This window comes from Actinoplanes sp. NPDC023936 (genome assembly GCF_040639325.1).
GTDB lineage: Bacteria > Actinomycetota > Actinomycetes > Mycobacteriales > Micromonosporaceae > Actinoplanes.
On sequence record NZ_JBEZZR010000013.1, the window covers coordinates 46806 to 61676 of the forward strand.

Genomic DNA, 14871 nt, shown 5'->3' on the forward strand with positions numbered 1-14871 from the left:
ATGACGATCGTGCAGGAGCGCACGCAGGCGCCGGACGAGACGGCACGCCCGAGGATGCGGCGCAACGCCTCCGTCACCCCGTACCTCTTCTTGTTGCCGTATTTCGTGCTCTTCGCCGGTTTCATGCTGCTGCCGGCGATCTACGGGTTGTGGATCAGCCTGCACGACTGGGACTACCTGCTGCCCGGCAAGCCGTTCGTCGGGCTCGACAACTACCAGGCGCTGTTCGACCCGGCGTCCGCGGTCTTCGACTTCTTCTGGCAGTCGATGCAGGCCACCGGCATCTTCACGGTGGCCAGCGTGCCGCTGCTGCTGGCGGCGCCGCTCGCGGTCGCGCTGCTGATCAACCGGAAGTTCCCCGGCCGCACGTTCTTCCGGGCCGTCTACTTCGCGCCCTACGTGCTCGGTGTGGCGGTCATCGGCGTGCTGTGGCGGTTCCTGCTGGACCCGAACCTCGGCGCTGTCAACGCGCTGCTCGGCACCACCACGCCGTGGACCACCGACCTGCCCTGGGCGTGGATCTCCCTGGTCGGCGTGACGGTGTGGTGGACGCTCGGCTTCAACGCGGTGATCTACCTGGCCGGGCTGCAGGACATCCCGCGCGAGCTGTACGAGGCGGCCCGCATCGACGGCGGCGGCAAGTGGGCCGAGTTCCGCCACGTGACGCTGCCCGGCCTGCGGCCGGTCCTGCTCTTCGTCGTGATCAACACGGTGCTCAACTCGGCCAACATGTTCGGCCAGGCCTATCTGATCACCCAGGGCGCGCCCGGTGTGGAGACCCGCACGGCGATCATGTACATCGCCCAGACCGGCCTGCGTGACTTCAAGATGGGCAGCGCCGCGGCGATGAGCTATCTGCTCACCCTCGCGCTGCTGCTGATCAGCATGATCATCTTCCGCCTCTTCCGGACCAAGGATTGACGTCATGAGCCGTGTCCGAGGTATCGCCTGGTACACCATGCTGCTCGGCCTCAGCCTGATCTTCATCGCCCCGCTGGTGTGGATGCTGCTCACCTCGATCAAGACGCCGGGGGAGGCGACGCAGGTACCGCCGACGCTGTTCCCGCAGCGGATCACCACCGAGGCGTACGACACCCTGTTCGAAGCCGGCTCGCAGACCCCGGTGCTGCGCTGGTTCCTCAACAGCATGCTCGCCGCCACCGGCCAGGCCGTCCTGGTGCTGATCGTGGCGTCGATGGCCGCCTACCCCCTGGCCCGGATGCAGTTCCGCGGCAAGAACGTGCTCTTCGGCATGATCCTGGCGACCCTGTTCGTGCCGATCTTCACGCTGATCATCCCGAATTTCCTGATCGTCGACCGGCTCGGCTGGCTGGACACCCTGTGGGCGCTGATCGTGCCCGGCGCCGCCAGCGCCTTCGGCGTGTTCTTCCTGCGCCAGTTCTTCGAGAGCCTGCCGCGCGAGCTGGAGGAGGCCGCCGTCCTCGAGGGCGCCAACTCCTGGCAGGTCTTCACCAAGGTGATCCTGCCGCTGTCCAGGCCGGCGCTGGCCACGCTCGGGCTGATCAGCTTCCTGACCAACTGGAACGACTTCATCTGGCCGATCTACGTGCTGTTCAGCCCGACCAGCTTCACCCTGCCGCCGGGCCTCGGCATCCTGCAGGGCGCGTACACGATCAACTATCCGGTGGTGATGGCCGGCGCGGCCATCGCGAGCATCCCGGCGCTGCTGCTCTTCGTCCTCGCGCAGCGCTACATCATCGAAGGCGTCTCCCGCTCCGGCCTGAAGGGCTGATCATGCGCTTCGCTGTGGTCCTGCTGGCGGTGGGCATCCTGCTCACCCCGTCCGCCGCGCGTGCTGACGCACGCGTTTACACCAACCCCGTCTCGGCGAGCTTCGCGGACACCTTCGCCGACCCGGTGGTCGTCGCCGGAGAAGACAATCATTGGTACGCGTACGGCACGAGCGATCCACTCCGTGAAGGGGAGGGCACCCCGCACCGGATCCCGATGGCCCGATCCACCGACCTGGTGAACTGGTCCTACGTCGGCGACGCGTTCGGGGCTGCCCAGCTGCCGGCGTACGCGCGGCCGACAGCGGCCCTGTGGGCGCCCGACGTCCGCCGGATCGGCGACCGCTGGGTCATGTACGTGACGGTCACCGAGACCGAACCCGACGGCGCCTCGGCGATCGGCGTCGCCACCGCGCCCACCCCGACCGGCCCGTGGACCTTCGCCGCCGAACCGGCCGTGCCGCCGCGCGCCGCACCGGACGGCGGCTGGTGGTGGACGTTCGACCCGGCACAGGTCACCACCCCGGACGGCGCCCGCTACCTCTACTACGGCAGCTACTTCGGCGGCATCTGGGTCAGCCGGCTCACCGCTGACGGCCTGCGCGTCACCGGCGAACCCACCCGGGTGGCGATCGACAACAAGTTCGAGGGCGCCTACGTGGTACGCCGCTCCGGCTGGTACTACCTGTTCGCCTCGTCCGCGAACTGCTGCGCCGGGCCGACCACCGGGTACTCGGTGTCGGTCGGCCGCTCCCGCAGCCCGCTCGGCCCGTTCGTGGACCGCGACGGGCAGTCGCTCAACGTGTCCCGGGCCGGCGGCACACCGGTGATCGCGCCGAACGGCAACCGCTGGGTCGGCACCGGCCACAACGGGCTGGTCACCGACCGCCGCGGGCAGGACTGGCTGGTCTACCACGCCATCGACCGCGCCGACCCGTACCTGGACGAGCCGTTCGGCGTCAACGAGCGGCCGATGCTGCTGGACCGCCTGGACTGGATCGGCGGCTGGCCGACCGTGAACGGGGGCGCCTGGGCGTCGGAGACGCCGCAGCCGGCCCCCGGCCGCCGCGCCGGACCGGTCCGGCCGGCCCCGGCGCCGCACCCCGGCCGGCCGCTGCCGGCCTACTCCGACGAGTTCGGCGGCGCCGGCCTCGGCCCGGCCTGGGACTTCGTCCGGCCCGACCCGGCGGTCAGCGTCGCCGGCGGGCAGCTGCGCTGGCCGGTGCAGGGCGCCGACCTGACCGGCGACGCGGACGACGCCGGAGTGCTGCTGCGTGACGCTCCGGCCGGCAACTGGATCGCCGAGACCCGGGTGCGCCTGGACCTGGGCGAGGACACCGTCCGCAACTTCCAGCAGGCCGGCCTGATCGCCTACCTCGACGACGATCATTTCGCCCGGCTCTCCACTGTCGCCATCTGGAACACCCGGCAGGCAGAGTTCGGCAAGGAGATGCCGTTCGCCGGGCGGACCTCGTACGGCGGCACCATCGCCGGCACTCCCGGCCGGACCACCACGTGGCTGCGGCTCGCGCACCGGATCGACAGGGCGAACGGCGAGCACGAGTACCGGGCCGGTGTCAGCCGGGACGGGCGGACCTGGACGTGGGGTGGCGTGTGGACGCTGCCGGCGGACACCGATCCGCGGATCGGCCTGGTCGCGCACGGGGGAGCGGAGCCGGCGGTCACCGCCGCCTTCGACTATCTGCGGTTCCACCGTCTCGGATAGACGGGGCTTGACCACCGGGGGCTGATCATCGGTGGGCGGCTGCCGCTATCGTGCTCGGCGTGGACGACACGAGCGCAGCCGCCCCCGGCATCGACCCCACTCAGCCGCACCCCGCGCGGCGGTACAACTACTGGCTCGGCGGCAAGGACAACTTCGCCGCCGACCGGGCCTCCGGCGACGAACTGCAGAAACACTTCCCCAAGGTACGGCTGGGAGCGCTTGCCAATCGTGCGCTGCTCCAGCGAGCGACACGGTTCCTGACCGCGGAAGCCGGCATCCGGCAGTTCCTGGACATCGGCACCGGCCTGCCGACCGCGGACAACACCCACGAGGTCGCGCAGCGGCACGCCCCGGCGAGCCGGGTCGTCTATGTGGACAACGACCCGCTGGTGATGGTGCACGCCCGCGCGCTGCTCAACAGCAGCCCCGAGGGCCGCACCGCGTACATCGAGGCGGACCTGAACGACCCGGACGCGATCCTGCGCCACCCGGTGCTGCACGAGACGCTCGACCTCACCCAGCCGGTCGGGCTCATGCTGGTCGCCGTCCTGCACTTCATCCACGGCGACGGCGCGGCCACCCCGATCGTGCGGCGGCTGCTCGACGCGCTGCCGTCCGGCAGTTACCTGGTCGCCACCCACGCCACCTCGGACTTCGGCACGCCGGAGCAGCAGGCGCTGTACCAGCAGCTGATCGCCCAGGGCCGCTCGGACGTGTGGACCCGCCCGAAGGCCGAGTTCGCCGGGCTCTTCGAGGGCCTCGAGCTGGTGTCGCCGGGCGTGGTGCCGGCCAGCGAGTGGCGGCCCGAGCCGGGAGCGGAGATTCCGGAGCGCTCTGACATCAACGTGTGGACAGCGGTGGGCCGCAAGCCCTGAGCCGGTCGTCCCGGCCGTGATCGCCGTGTGTTGACTTCGGGCGGGGTCACCGTGTGCTCGTGTCGGTGGCACGGCGCCCGCCAACCGTGATCGTCACGCTGGGCGTCCTCAACGCTGGAAACGTGACGCTGTTCGGAAAGCCGTGGACGCCCTGGGCCCTTCAGAATGACTCAGAGCCACCAGCGCAGCGCTTATCCGGTTACTCATCGTGATGTCGACTGCTGCCGGCGGTGACGGGGCACACGGCCGCGCTGCGGCGGTGACGGGGCACACGGCCGCGTGGCAGCCGGGACGGGTAATGCTTTTCGGGGACGGTGATCACGCGTACCGGGAAAAGGGGTTGATCCTGTGGTTGAGTGGCCGCGGTTGCGGGTGGCGGATTGGGCGGGGACGCGGGACACGCTGCATCTGTGGACGCAGATCGTGGGGAAGGTGCGGATGGCGCATGCCCCGGCGGCCAATCACTGGTGGCATGTGACGCTGTATCCGAGCGCGCGGGGACTCACCACGTCGGCGGTTCCGCATGCGGGTGGCGTGTTCGAGCTGGAATTCGATTTTCTCGAGCAGGTGCTGCACGCGCGGACCAGTGACGGGGGCGCGCGGCGGATCGCGCTGGAGCCGAAGACGGTGGCGGACTTCTATGCCGAGGTGATCGAGGCGCTGGCCGCGCTCGGGGTGCCGACCAGCATTCATGCCGTGCCGAACGAGGTGGATCCGGCTGTTCCGTTCGCCGAGGACGACGTGCACAAGTCCTACGACGGGGACGCGGCCCGGCTGTTCTGGCGGCAATTGTTGCAGGCCGATCGGGTGATGAGCCGGGTGCGGTCGGACTTCTACGGCAAGGCCAGCCCGGTGCATTTCTTCTGGGGTTCGATGGATCTGGCCTACACCCGATTCTCCGGGCGGGTCGCTCCGCCGCATCCCGGCGGTGCGCCGAACTGCCCGCCGTCGGTGATGCGCGAGGCGTATTCGCGGGAATTGGCGAGCTGCGGTTTCTGGCCGGGTGGGGGAGAGGAGGGCGCGTTCTACGCGTACGCGTATCCGGAGCCGCCGGGCTACGCCGAGCGGGAGCTGCCGGGAGTAGCGCGATACGACCGCGGGATGAGGGAGTTCATCCTGCCGTACGAGGCGGTGGCCGCAGCGGATGACCCGGACGAGACCCTCGCCGCGTTCCTGCGGTCGGCTTTCGCCGCGGCGGGGGACTGGACCGCGCGCTGAGCTTGCCGGTCAACCTCCCGCTCCACCGCGACGTCGCTGCGGGCGAGGTCGGTGCGTCATCAAAGGCGACTACGGTGCGTGTCGGCCAGCGCGCTGGGCGCGGGCGGCGACGGGACGCAGCGCGCGTTGTCTGCGGCAGATGAGGGGCCCTCCCGCGTTGTCTGCGGCAGATGAGGGACCCTCCCGCGTTGTCCTGACGGTGCCGCCCTGGACAATGGGCGGCGGCCCCGCCGTACAGGGAAAGGTTTGATCATGGGTTGGAACACCTCGGTGCTTTTCCGTCAGGACGTGACGGCGGACGAGGCTGTGGACGACCTCGCCATCACAGATTTCAGCGGCGAACTGGTCGGAGCCGACCAGGCTACCAGCGCCCTCAAGCCCGACGCCCTCTATGCCGCCGAGTCGGGTGGCTGGGTGCAGGTCTGGAACCCGATGATGGATGTGGTCATGGGCTGGGAGCCGACCGACCCGGCCGACGCTTTGGTGGTCTTCTTCAGCAGCGTTTCGAGCACATACGGCTTCACGCTGTTCACGAATGGCGAACGAACCCGGCATTACGTCTACGCCGATGGGGTGGCCGTCGAGGACGAAGGAACGCCACTGCCGGTCGAGGCCGAGATCGCCCTGCCGTCCTGGGGCCCGGACGAGGACTTCCTCTGGTCGATCATCACGGCAGTCACCGGTCTCCGGTACGACGAAAAGCTGCAGTACCGCGTCTACCCGGTGTGACGGGCCTGGTTATGGCGTATCACCGACGGCCTGAGCGCGTGCACTGTCATCGGCAGCGCCGCCTTGCGTGGACCACGATGAGCTTGCCGTTCAACCTCCAGCCGCAGTCCGGCGTCGCGCGGACCAGTCCGCTGCGTCATCAGCCGCGGCTACGGTGAGTGCCGAAGATCGAGCTGGTGGGGTGGCGACGCATCAAGACCGCGCGTTCTCTGCGGCAGATGAGCGCTCACGAGATGTTGATCGTCCAGCAGCCGGAAATCGCTGTGATCATGGGGCTGTCACCGCGATGTCCCGACGCTGGCTGATCAACAACGCCGTTCGGGGCCCGCGAAGCGTCAAAGATCGAGGGGTCGACGTGGATGGGGTCGCACACAACGCCATCGTGTGCCTGCGTCTACGCCATAGCCGAGACGCAGGCACACGGACGGCTTCGGTTTGTTCTCATCCACGCTGGTGCGGGCTTCGGTGCGCTCCTGTCCGCGTTCCGCGACCGGATCGTGTGCCCTCGGCCTCGCTCCGGCAGCAACCGCGAGCCAACAGCGGGGACGGATCGCGCTCCTCAGGGCCAGCGGGGCGGTCACGGCCAGCCGAACTCGCGACACTTCAATACGCGATGCCGTCAGTATTTCCGCAGGTAGTGAGATTTCGGAACTCATGTTGATCGACAATGCCGTTCGGTCCGGCGGCACCGTGACGCCGGACCGAACGGCATTTGTGTGATCGACTGTCCCTGAGGCGCGGCGACTAGTTCAGCCGGGCGCCCTTGTCGTCGTACGCGGTGAGGTCGGTCAAGGTGGCCGGAGGCCGTCCCTCGGTGAAGTCGAACCAGAAGATCTGCGCCTTGTCCGCTTCGCCGCGGCCGCTCCAGGCCGTCCGCTTCGCCTCGACGGTCTTACCGGTGGCACCGTCGCGGGCGGTGATCCGGGCGGCGTCCCCGACGTAGTAGCCGAAGGTCGGGGTGGTACGGCCGTCGAGCGAACGGCCGGCCTGCACCGCGTGGAAGCCCGGCGCCATCCGGCCGGCGCCCGGGTCGCTGCTAGCGATGTCGACGGTGAAGTCGTCGATGGTGCCGGTCCTGGTACGCCCGAGAACCAGGGTGAAGGTTTCATCCAGATTGTCCGGGTCGATGGTCTCGACGTAGAGGACCCACTGCCGGCCGCCCACCTTTTTGCCGGTCTCGACGATCGTACCCAGAATGCCGGGTGCCGAGGAGTTGCCGGCTGACGGCACCGGCGCCGACGCAGCGGTCGGCGCCAACGACACCGTCGATGGGCCGGCGGCCACCGGGATCGAGCTCACCGGGCCGCCGGGATTGATCAGCTGGCTGCCGCCGACCATTAGAGCCGCCACTGTCAGCGCGGACGCTCCGCCGACGGCGAGCCTGCGGCGGCGGCGCATCCGGCCCCCTGCTGCCATCACGTGCTGCATGTCCAAGGGGGCGGGGTGGAAGTCGGGCGGCGAGTGCATGGCGTCCTTCAGATCGTCCAGCTGCGTCATAGTCCTGCCTCTGCTTTCGTCTCGGTACCTAGCGGCGGCACGAGGCCGGCCGTGATGCGCAGCTTCGCCAGGGCCCGCGAGTTGAGGCTCTTCACCGTGCCCGCCGACAGGTCGAGCTCGCGGGCCACCTCCGCCTCGCTGGCGTCGAAGAAGTGCCGCAGCACGATGACCGCCCGTTCCCGCGGCGACAACGCCTGCAGCGCGGCGATCAGCCAGCGCCGTTTCGACACGACGTCGGCCACGTCCTGGGGCGCCTGCCGCTCGGGCATGGTCTCGGTCGCGTACTCCCGCATCGGGCGGCGCCACTGGTCGGTGACCAGGTTGGTGAGCACCGTGCGGGCGTACGCGTAGGGATCCTTGCGACGGACCCGGCCCCAGGCGGCGTACACCCGGACCAGGGTGGCCTGAGCCGCCTCCTCGGCCTGGTGCTGGTCGCCGGTGAGCAGGTACGCCGCACGTTGCAGCCGCGAGGAACTGGCCTGGGCGAACGCGATGAAATCGTCGTCACCGCGGGCCATGGAAGGCCTCTCTATGTTTCATGAGCACCAAGACGAGTGAGCGTCAGGTTTGGTTGCACGGATACCCCGGTGGTGGCATCGGTGCCACCACCGGAGTACATCGCTGCGGCCGGACTAATAGGTGAGAGTTCCGCGCAGCAGGCTCCGCCCGGAATGCGTGGCGTCGCCGTCGTGCGGCTCGTCGCTGACGTCCACCAGCCGGAACCGGTTCAGGTCGGTGCCCGGCGGCACCGGCAGCACCACCTGCCGATCACCGGTCAGGTTGCCGAGCGCGACCATCTTCGTCACGTCGTCCGGGTCGATCAGCCACACCTCGTGGAAACCGGTGGTGAGCGGCAGGTTCCGGACGTCGATCTCCATCTCGCCGTCGGACCGGACCAGGACGGCGCCGCCCGCGTCCGCCGGAACCTTCTCCAGCGGCGTGAGGGTGGCCCGTGCCGTGACGGTCCCCGAGGGCCGCCCGGTGAACTGGTTCACCACCACCGTGCCGGCGACCGCGAGGACCGCCGCCGCTGCCGCCGCGATCGCCGGGATCAGCAGCCGGCGCGACTTCCTCCGGCGCAGCGGCACCACGGTGCCGCGCGGGAGCTCCGCCTCGATCGCCCGCCAGATCCGCTCCGGCGGAGCCGGCAGATCCTGCAGTTCCTGAGATTGCACGCCGAGATCGGCGACCGAACGAAACGCGTCGAAGTCGTGCCGGCATCCGGGGCACTGGGCCAGATGCGCCGACTCGTCGGCGAGCTCATCCTCCTCAGAGAGCGCGAGAAGGACCAGCCGATCGGGATCCAGATGCTGCACCGTCCACCTCCCATCGACGTCGCAGGTTCGCCATTCCACGCCGGATATGGCTCTTGACCGTGCCGAGCGGCAGCCCGGTGACGGCCGCTATCTGTGGATGGGTCAGGTCGTCGAAGAATGCCAGCTCCAGGGTGCGCCGCTGCTCGGCGGGGAGCCGGCCCAGCTCGTCGGCGACGACCAGCCGGTCCACGATCCGCTCCGGCGACTCCGGATCACCCGGTGGGGCCGGCTGGACGCGTACCGTCTCGGCCACCCGGTTCTGGCGTTCCGCGGAGCGCAACCGGTCGACGGCCTTGCGCCGCGCGATGCCCAGCAGCCAGCCGAGCAGCGTGCCGCGCCGCGGGTCGAACGTGTCGCGTCCCGTCCACGCCGCCACGAACGTCACCTGGGTGACGTCCTCGGCGTCCGCACGGTTGCCCAGCAGCCGCTGGGCCAGGTACAGCACGGCCGCGCCGTGCCGGTCATACACCGTCCGCAGGGCTTTCTCGTCGCCGGCGCGTAACCGCTCGGCGAGCTCGTCGTCGGAGCTCATCGACCTCCCTTCCCGCGCATAGGTTCTCCCCGAGTGTTCGCTCGGCGGGTGGCGCTCGGATGCACCTTCGGCCCCGAGGTACGGGTGATCGCGGCGGCCGGCACGGGAGGGGGCACAGCGATTATGCCCGCGACCCGCCGGGGCCGGCGTATCCGTATCGACGCATTCCTCTGTGGACGTCCTCCGGTGGCCCGCTCAGGCCGTATGCTGCTTGCCACCGGGAGCGCGGAGACTGGAGGCCGGATGATCCAGGGATTCTTCCCCACGCTGATGGTCGGCATCGTCGGGGCGCTCCTGGCCGAGGTGATCCGGACCCTCCCGGCGATCCGCAAGGGCAAACCGCCCCGCGGCTGGGAGCTGGTCGCGTCGCTGATCCAGGTCGCTCTGGGCGGTGGCGCGGTGCTGTTCGGATGGGATCAGGAGCAGTCGGCCCTGCAGGTGGCGGTGACGGGCGCCGCGTTCCCGTTGCTCTTCTCGGCCGCGGTGGCCGGCGCCAAACCGCCGGCCGGGGGCCGCCCCGGGCGCGATGTGGCCCGCGGCACGCGGTCGGTCACCGACTATCTGGCGGGCCGGTTCTGATCGGAGTCGGCCGTGCTGCTCCCGAGTGACGAGAACAACCCGATCCTGCACATCGAGGAGCTGCCGCGCTTCTCCTGGCACCGGCCGCCGCGCGTGCCGGGCGCGATGCACGTCTACCTGAGCCGGGGGGACCGGTTCTTCGCGCCGGCGGGCGGCTTCACGCTCGGCGAGCTGTGGCTGATCCGGCCGAGCCGGTTGTACGTCGTGGACGTGTCGATCCATGACGGGCAGATCTCGTACGACGTGACGAACGTGTCCGGCGCCGCCCCGGTGAGCCTGGTCGTCACGTTCTCCTGGCAGGTCGTGGATCCGCGGTTCGTGGTCGAGTCCCACCTGGTCGACGTGATGGCCGTCCTCCCGCACCACCTGGGCGCCGCCATCGACGCCGCGGTGGACGGATTGTCCTGGTCGGATGGGGCCGAGCTCAACGCGGCGCTGAAGTCCGGCGCCCTGCCGGAGTGGGTACGCGCCGACGGCATCGAGATCTTCACGATCCGGGCGGCGGTCGTGTCGCTCGGCGATGACGCGCCGGCGATTGCGGGCGGCGACGGTTGAGGACGGCGATGGTTGAGGACGCTGCCGCGTGGTTCATCGACTGGGTGATCAGCCGCACCGCCGAGGACTGGCGCCGCTATGCGTGGTTCGCGGTGGTGCTGCTGGTCCTCTACCGCACGCTCCGGTTGATCGTCCGCCGGTTCCTGCCGTGGCTGATCGGCCGGGTCCTCGTCCCCGTGGCCGCCGGACTGGTGGTCGCCGTGTGCTGGCTGCTCATCCTCGTGCAGGGGGTCCTGGCACTGCCGTTCCGGCCGATCGGCATCCGGCCGCCCGGTCTGCTCTTCGGGCTCGGCGATGTGGCCGCCTCCGCCGGGCGCGGGACGTGGCGCAGAGTCGGCCCGCGCGCCGCCGGACCCGCCGCGCTGCGGCACACCCCCCGGCTGCTGATCTGGGCGCTGCTCGCCAGTGTCCTCTGGGCGGCGCACGAGGTCACCTGCGACCGGGATCCCGCGTCGCTGTGGTGCACCCGCCCGTTGAGCGCGGTCACCATGGTCGGCGACGACCTTTGGGAAGCCGGAACGAATCGGGTTCTCGGCCGATCGTCGTCATGAACCTGCTCCACAGGTGGTACAGCGGGTCCCAGACGTAATCCCCGATCGTGTGGGTCAGCAGCGCCCCGTGGGTGAGGTGATGGGTGATCGGCGCCAGGACCAGGCCGGCCCGTGCCGCCGTGGCCGCCCGCCGCCCGCGAGCGCCGACCGCATCGTCCCGGGCCAGCTCCCGGAGGATCGCCATCGCCGGCTCGCGCTGATCGGGCCGGCGGCCCAGAGCCGCGGCGGCCTCGACCCGGAACCTCGGCTCCACCGACGGGTCCCTCGCGACGGCGACCAGGAACGCCCGGCCGGAGGCGCCCCGGGTGGCCAGCACGCCCAGGGCGCAGGAGCGGGCGGCCGGTTCGGCCCGGTGATGGTGCACGAGCGACCGCAGCAGGGCGTCCGCTCCCGCCGGATCGTGCACCCGCCGCTTCACGTACCACGCCATCAGGCGCAGGGTGGGGTGCCGCTCGGCGTCGTCGAGCAGCTGGTCGGATCCCACATGGCTGAGCCCGGCCTCGTCCAGGGAGCGGGCGGTGATCTGCCGTACGTACCAGCTGATCGACCGGTCGTGCATGACCGCGGACATCGACGCCTCGATCCGGTCCGGCCGGACCAGCCCGGTCAGCTCGGCGGCGGTGCCGCCGAGGGTGATCATCGCCTCGTCCTTCTCCCGTCGCTCCTCTCGCGTGAGCGCCCGCCGTGCGGACCAGACCCGGGCGATCGCCGGGCGCCGGCTGCGGACCGGCTCCGAGTTCGGCTGGCCCGCATTGGTGTTCAGCCACTGGGCGGTCAGATCCTGGAGGGCGTGAACCTCGCTGCTCATCGTCAGGAGCCGGCTGCCCGACAGGCGCGGATCGACAAGCCGGCCGGCCATCGCGCGCAGCGCGTCCCCGGGCTCGTCCAGGTCCACGAGGGTGGCCAGGGTGGCGACCCGGACGTGCGGCGCTGACCCGCTGCGGGCGATGGCGGCGATGTGTTGCAGGGCGCTGCGCCGGTCGCGGTCGTCACCGGCGTCGGCCAGGGCACGCAGGGCCGGCAGCCGCTCCTCCGCCGAGCGCCGCCCACCGTACGCGAGCTGCGACAGCACCCGCTGCCCGTGCCGGCGAGTCGCGATGTCCCCGTCGGCGAGCAGCACCGTGGCGATCTCGATGCGCTTCGGCTCCGGCGTCTCCGGATTGTTGATCAGCTCGACCAGCCGGGTGGCGTCGGGTGACCGGTGCAGCACCGCCCGCGCGGCCTGACCGATCGCCCGCAGCGTCCGCGGCGGCGCCACCGCGGCCTGCTCCACCGCCTCCATGGTGAGATCGGCCAGCGCCCGGCCGCCCGGCGCCTCGGCCGACCCGTCCGCGACCACGGCGGCGAGCTCCGCCAGTTGCGGGTACTGCCGGTCCGGGCCCGGCTGTGCCAGGGCGCGGACCACCGGCACCGGGTCGTGCCCGGCGTCGGCGTAGGCGCCCAGCGCGAACAGCGCGGTGCTCGACGCGCCGTGCGCGCTGACCTGCTCCAGCCACCACTCCCCGTCGAGATCCCTCGCCTGTTCCAGCCCCAGCAGGTACTCGGCGATGCTCTGGTGCGTGAACTCCAGCCCGTCGGCGCGGTGCACGATCAGGCCGGTGCTGACGATGGCATCGGTGATGTGCTGGTCGGTGACGTCCTCGGGGATCGGGATGTTCCGTCCGGCGAGCCACGACCGCACCGCCGGGATGCTGGGATGCCGGTCGTACTTGAGCCGTTCGGCGGCGAGATGCGTGACGCACTGCCGCCGGAGCGAGAACAGGGTCTCGCCGAAGGCCTCCGCCTCGGCGCCGAGCTCGCTCAGCTGCTGGCGCACCTTGGTCCGTACGTCCGGGAAGGTCTGCCGTCCCTTGAGCAGGGTGTCGACGAAACGCCGGTAGAGACCGGTACGCCCCTTGGGCAGCTCCTCGTCGGGGTAGTGCTGATGCACGTCGGCAGCGATCGTGCAGAGCAGCGGGATCCGCACGATCGGCATCATGCGGTGGGAGTCGACCTGCCGCAGGAAGCTGTCCCGGCGTTCTTCCGCGACGTCCGGGTCACGGAGCTGGTACCAGCGGTGCGCGAACTGCTCCACGGCCGGGCGGTTGAACGGCCTGAGGTTGTACTCGCCGAGCCGGTGGGCCCGATCCATGCCGGCGGCCAGTGACCGCAGGTTGAGGAATTCCTTCGCGCTCAGCACCCGGCTGGACACCACGAAACGGGCCTGCGTGCCGTAGGCGGCGATGTGCTCGGCGAGAATCTTGATCAGGCCGGCCCGCTTCCTCGGGTTGAAGACCTCGTCGAGGCCGTCGATCAGGATCAGCCAGTCGACGCCCGGAACGGGGGGCTTCTCGAACAGCGCCCCGGTGACCGACGACGCCAGGAAGCCGTGCAGGTCCGCGTTGACCGCCTGGGCCACCGCGTCGAACCAGCCCACGCCGGTGAGCAGGCGGGTGGCCGAGCAGCGGACCGCCACCACGGGACCGATCGGCGGTTCCGCGCCCTCGCCCGGCTGGTCCGGCTGCAACCACCAGGCCGCCGATTCGGCCACCAGATGCTGGAGCAACGTCGACTTGCCGCCGCCCGGGCCGCTGACCACGAGCGCGTTGCGATGCCGGTTGAGCATCTCGGTGGCCGGGATGACGGACGGCTCCAGCGGCGACGCGGCGCCCTGGACGACGGCGCGGCTGCGCTCCGCACGCCAGGCCTCGGCTCGCTGCTCGACGTACACGGTGGAGAGCGGCACCTCGCCCTCGACGACCTGGTACGGCAATTCCTCGGCGACCCGGCGCTGAGCGGCAAGCATCCGATGCAGCGGGCTGCCCGGCTCCGGGAGGTAGAGCATCGGCTTGCGCGGCGTGAACCGCCCGATGACGCCGCGGATGTGGTCCAGGCGCTTCTCGAAGTCGAGCGCGTCGATGAGCCAGGCGGCCTCCTGCTCGAAGTCGTAGAACTTGAGCATCGCGCAGACCAGGCCGGTGGACCGGTCCACCACCGGCGCCCCGCTCATGCCGGCCACGACACCCGTCTCGACGCCGACCTTCACGAAGGGCCCGCTCGGACCCTGGACCGCCATCCGGACGACGTCCACGGCGGCGCTGCCGACCGGCCCGCTGTGATTGAAGCCGTACGCGATGAGCTCGGCGTCCTGGTTCTGTTTGTGCTTGAGCAGCAGTGACCGGGTTTCGGCGATCGGGTGGTCGACGTTGGCGTCCAGGCCGATGAACGCCAGATCGGGGAACGGGTAGGCGCCGTCGGTGGCGTTGTCCGCCGGATAGCGGTCCAGCACCACCCCGGAGACGTCCTGGTCCCCGACCCGGATGCCGACCTCGATCCGGCGCGTGGCGTCGCGCCGGCGCCGTTTGCCGCCCGCGACCACGTGCGCGCAGGTCAGGATGATGTTCCGGTCGATGAAGAAGCCGGTTCCGGTCTGCCGGCCCGAGGTGATGTGCACGGTCGCCTGACTCACCCGGTTGAGGGCCGTGGTCGCCGGATAGGACATGAGCCCCCTCCTGACGTCACCCGCGTTGACCGTCCGTCCTCATCGTATCGACGATCCGCCG

Annotated in this window: 14 protein-coding genes; 9 read left to right on the forward strand and 5 right to left on the reverse strand. The window is 70.4% G+C overall.

Annotated features, from left to right (window positions below):
* The 6 genes from AB0F72_RS19005 (at position 1) to AB0F72_RS19030 (ending at position 6299) form a co-directional block, all read left to right on the forward strand.
* Positions 1-921 (forward strand): sugar ABC transporter permease, encoded by a 921-nt coding sequence (locus tag AB0F72_RS19005; RefSeq protein WP_360432565.1) that lies wholly within the window; start codon positions 1-3, stop codon positions 919-921.
* A 4-nt stretch (positions 922-925) separates the two neighbouring features.
* Complete coding sequence (locus AB0F72_RS19010; RefSeq protein ID WP_360432568.1) at positions 926-1753, forward strand: carbohydrate ABC transporter permease; 828 nt, start codon at positions 926-928, stop codon at positions 1751-1753.
* 2 nt (positions 1754-1755) lie between these two features.
* Entirely contained in the window at positions 1756-3477 is a 1722-nt protein-coding gene (locus AB0F72_RS19015) for a family 43 glycosylhydrolase (RefSeq protein WP_360432571.1), read from the forward strand.
* Between the two features lie 59 nt (positions 3478-3536).
* A complete protein-coding gene (locus tag AB0F72_RS19020; protein ID WP_360432574.1) occupies positions 3537-4352 on the forward strand; it encodes an SAM-dependent methyltransferase in 816 nt (271 codons plus the stop codon).
* A gap of 348 nt (positions 4353-4700) precedes the next feature.
* Entirely contained in the window at positions 4701-5570 is an 870-nt protein-coding gene (locus tag AB0F72_RS19025) for a DUF5996 family protein (protein ID WP_360432577.1), read from the forward strand.
* A 252-nt stretch (positions 5571-5822) separates the two neighbouring features.
* Positions 5823-6299, forward strand: a complete 477-nt coding sequence (locus AB0F72_RS19030; RefSeq protein ID WP_360432580.1) for a hypothetical protein — start codon at positions 5823-5825, stop codon at positions 6297-6299.
* 744 nt (positions 6300-7043) lie between these two features.
* Here AB0F72_RS19030 and AB0F72_RS19035 read toward each other — a convergent pair.
* The 4 genes from AB0F72_RS19035 to AB0F72_RS19050 all read right to left on the reverse strand — a co-directional run bounded on the left by AB0F72_RS19035 (position 7044) and on the right by AB0F72_RS19050 (position 9644).
* Complete coding sequence (locus AB0F72_RS19035; protein WP_360432583.1) at positions 7044-7796, reverse strand: hypothetical protein; 753 nt, start codon at positions 7794-7796, stop codon at positions 7044-7046.
* Positions 7793-8314 (reverse strand): SigE family RNA polymerase sigma factor, encoded by a 522-nt coding sequence (locus tag AB0F72_RS19040; RefSeq protein WP_360432586.1) that lies wholly within the window; start codon positions 8312-8314, stop codon positions 7793-7795. Before AB0F72_RS19040 ends, AB0F72_RS19035 begins: the two co-directional genes overlap by 4 nt.
* Before the next feature lie 114 nt (positions 8315-8428).
* Positions 8429-9112: an anti-sigma factor gene (locus tag AB0F72_RS19045; protein ID WP_360432589.1), complete on the reverse strand. Its 684-nt coding sequence runs from the start codon at positions 9110-9112 to the stop codon at positions 8429-8431.
* On the reverse strand, positions 9066-9644 hold the full coding sequence (locus tag AB0F72_RS19050; protein WP_360432592.1) for a sigma-70 family RNA polymerase sigma factor: 579 nt from the start codon (positions 9642-9644) through the stop codon (positions 9066-9068). The genes AB0F72_RS19045 and AB0F72_RS19050 overlap by 47 nt, the downstream gene beginning before the upstream one ends.
* A 243-nt stretch (positions 9645-9887) precedes the next feature.
* Here AB0F72_RS19050 and AB0F72_RS19055 point away from each other — a divergent pair, with 243 nt between their 5' ends.
* The 3 genes from AB0F72_RS19055 to AB0F72_RS19065 are packed head-to-tail and all read left to right on the forward strand — an operon-like array spanning position 9888 to position 11329.
* Positions 9888-10223: a hypothetical protein gene (locus AB0F72_RS19055; protein WP_360432595.1), complete on the forward strand. Its 336-nt coding sequence runs from the start codon at positions 9888-9890 to the stop codon at positions 10221-10223.
* 12 nt (positions 10224-10235) lie between these two features.
* On the forward strand, positions 10236-10778 hold the full coding sequence (locus AB0F72_RS19060; RefSeq protein ID WP_360432598.1) for a hypothetical protein: 543 nt from the start codon (positions 10236-10238) through the stop codon (positions 10776-10778).
* Between the two features lie 8 nt (positions 10779-10786).
* A complete protein-coding gene (locus AB0F72_RS19065) occupies positions 10787-11329 on the forward strand; it encodes a hypothetical protein (RefSeq protein ID WP_360432601.1) in 543 nt (180 codons plus the stop codon).
* On the opposite strand, the gene AB0F72_RS19070 is transcribed toward AB0F72_RS19065, so the two are convergent.
* Positions 11262-14810, reverse strand: coding sequence for a trypsin-like peptidase domain-containing protein (locus AB0F72_RS19070; RefSeq protein WP_360432604.1), 3549 nt, complete (start codon positions 14808-14810; stop codon positions 11262-11264). The two genes, AB0F72_RS19065 and AB0F72_RS19070, sit on opposite strands and share 68 nt — an antisense overlap.
* Positions 14811-14871 lie beyond the last annotated feature (61 nt).

Bases quoted from the DNA above. Each gene is read 5' to 3' on its own strand.
- AB0F72_RS19065 (WP_360432601.1), top strand. From the start codon at position 10,787: ATGGTTGAGGACGCTGCCGCGTGGTTCATCGACTGGGTGATCAGCCGC.
- AB0F72_RS19050 (WP_360432592.1), bottom strand. From the start codon at position 9,644: ATGAGCTCCGACGACGAGCTCGCCGAGCGGTTACGCGCCGGCGACGAG.
- AB0F72_RS19035 (WP_360432583.1), bottom strand. From the start codon at position 7,796: ATGACGCAGCTGGACGATCTGAAGGACGCCATGCACTCGCCGCCCGAC.
- AB0F72_RS19070 (WP_360432604.1), bottom strand. From the start codon at position 14,810: ATGTCCTATCCGGCGACCACGGCCCTCAACCGGGTGAGTCAGGCGACC.
- AB0F72_RS19055 (WP_360432595.1), top strand. From the start codon at position 9,888: ATGATCCAGGGATTCTTCCCCACGCTGATGGTCGGCATCGTCGGGGCG.
- AB0F72_RS19005 (WP_360432565.1), top strand. From the start codon at position 1: ATGACGATCGTGCAGGAGCGCACGCAGGCGCCGGACGAGACGGCACGC.
- AB0F72_RS19040 (WP_360432586.1), bottom strand. From the start codon at position 8,314: ATGGCCCGCGGTGACGACGATTTCATCGCGTTCGCCCAGGCCAGTTCC.
- AB0F72_RS19010 (WP_360432568.1), top strand. From the start codon at position 926: ATGAGCCGTGTCCGAGGTATCGCCTGGTACACCATGCTGCTCGGCCTC.
- AB0F72_RS19015 (WP_360432571.1), top strand. From the start codon at position 1,756: ATGCGCTTCGCTGTGGTCCTGCTGGCGGTGGGCATCCTGCTCACCCCG.
- AB0F72_RS19030 (WP_360432580.1), top strand. From the start codon at position 5,823: ATGGGTTGGAACACCTCGGTGCTTTTCCGTCAGGACGTGACGGCGGAC.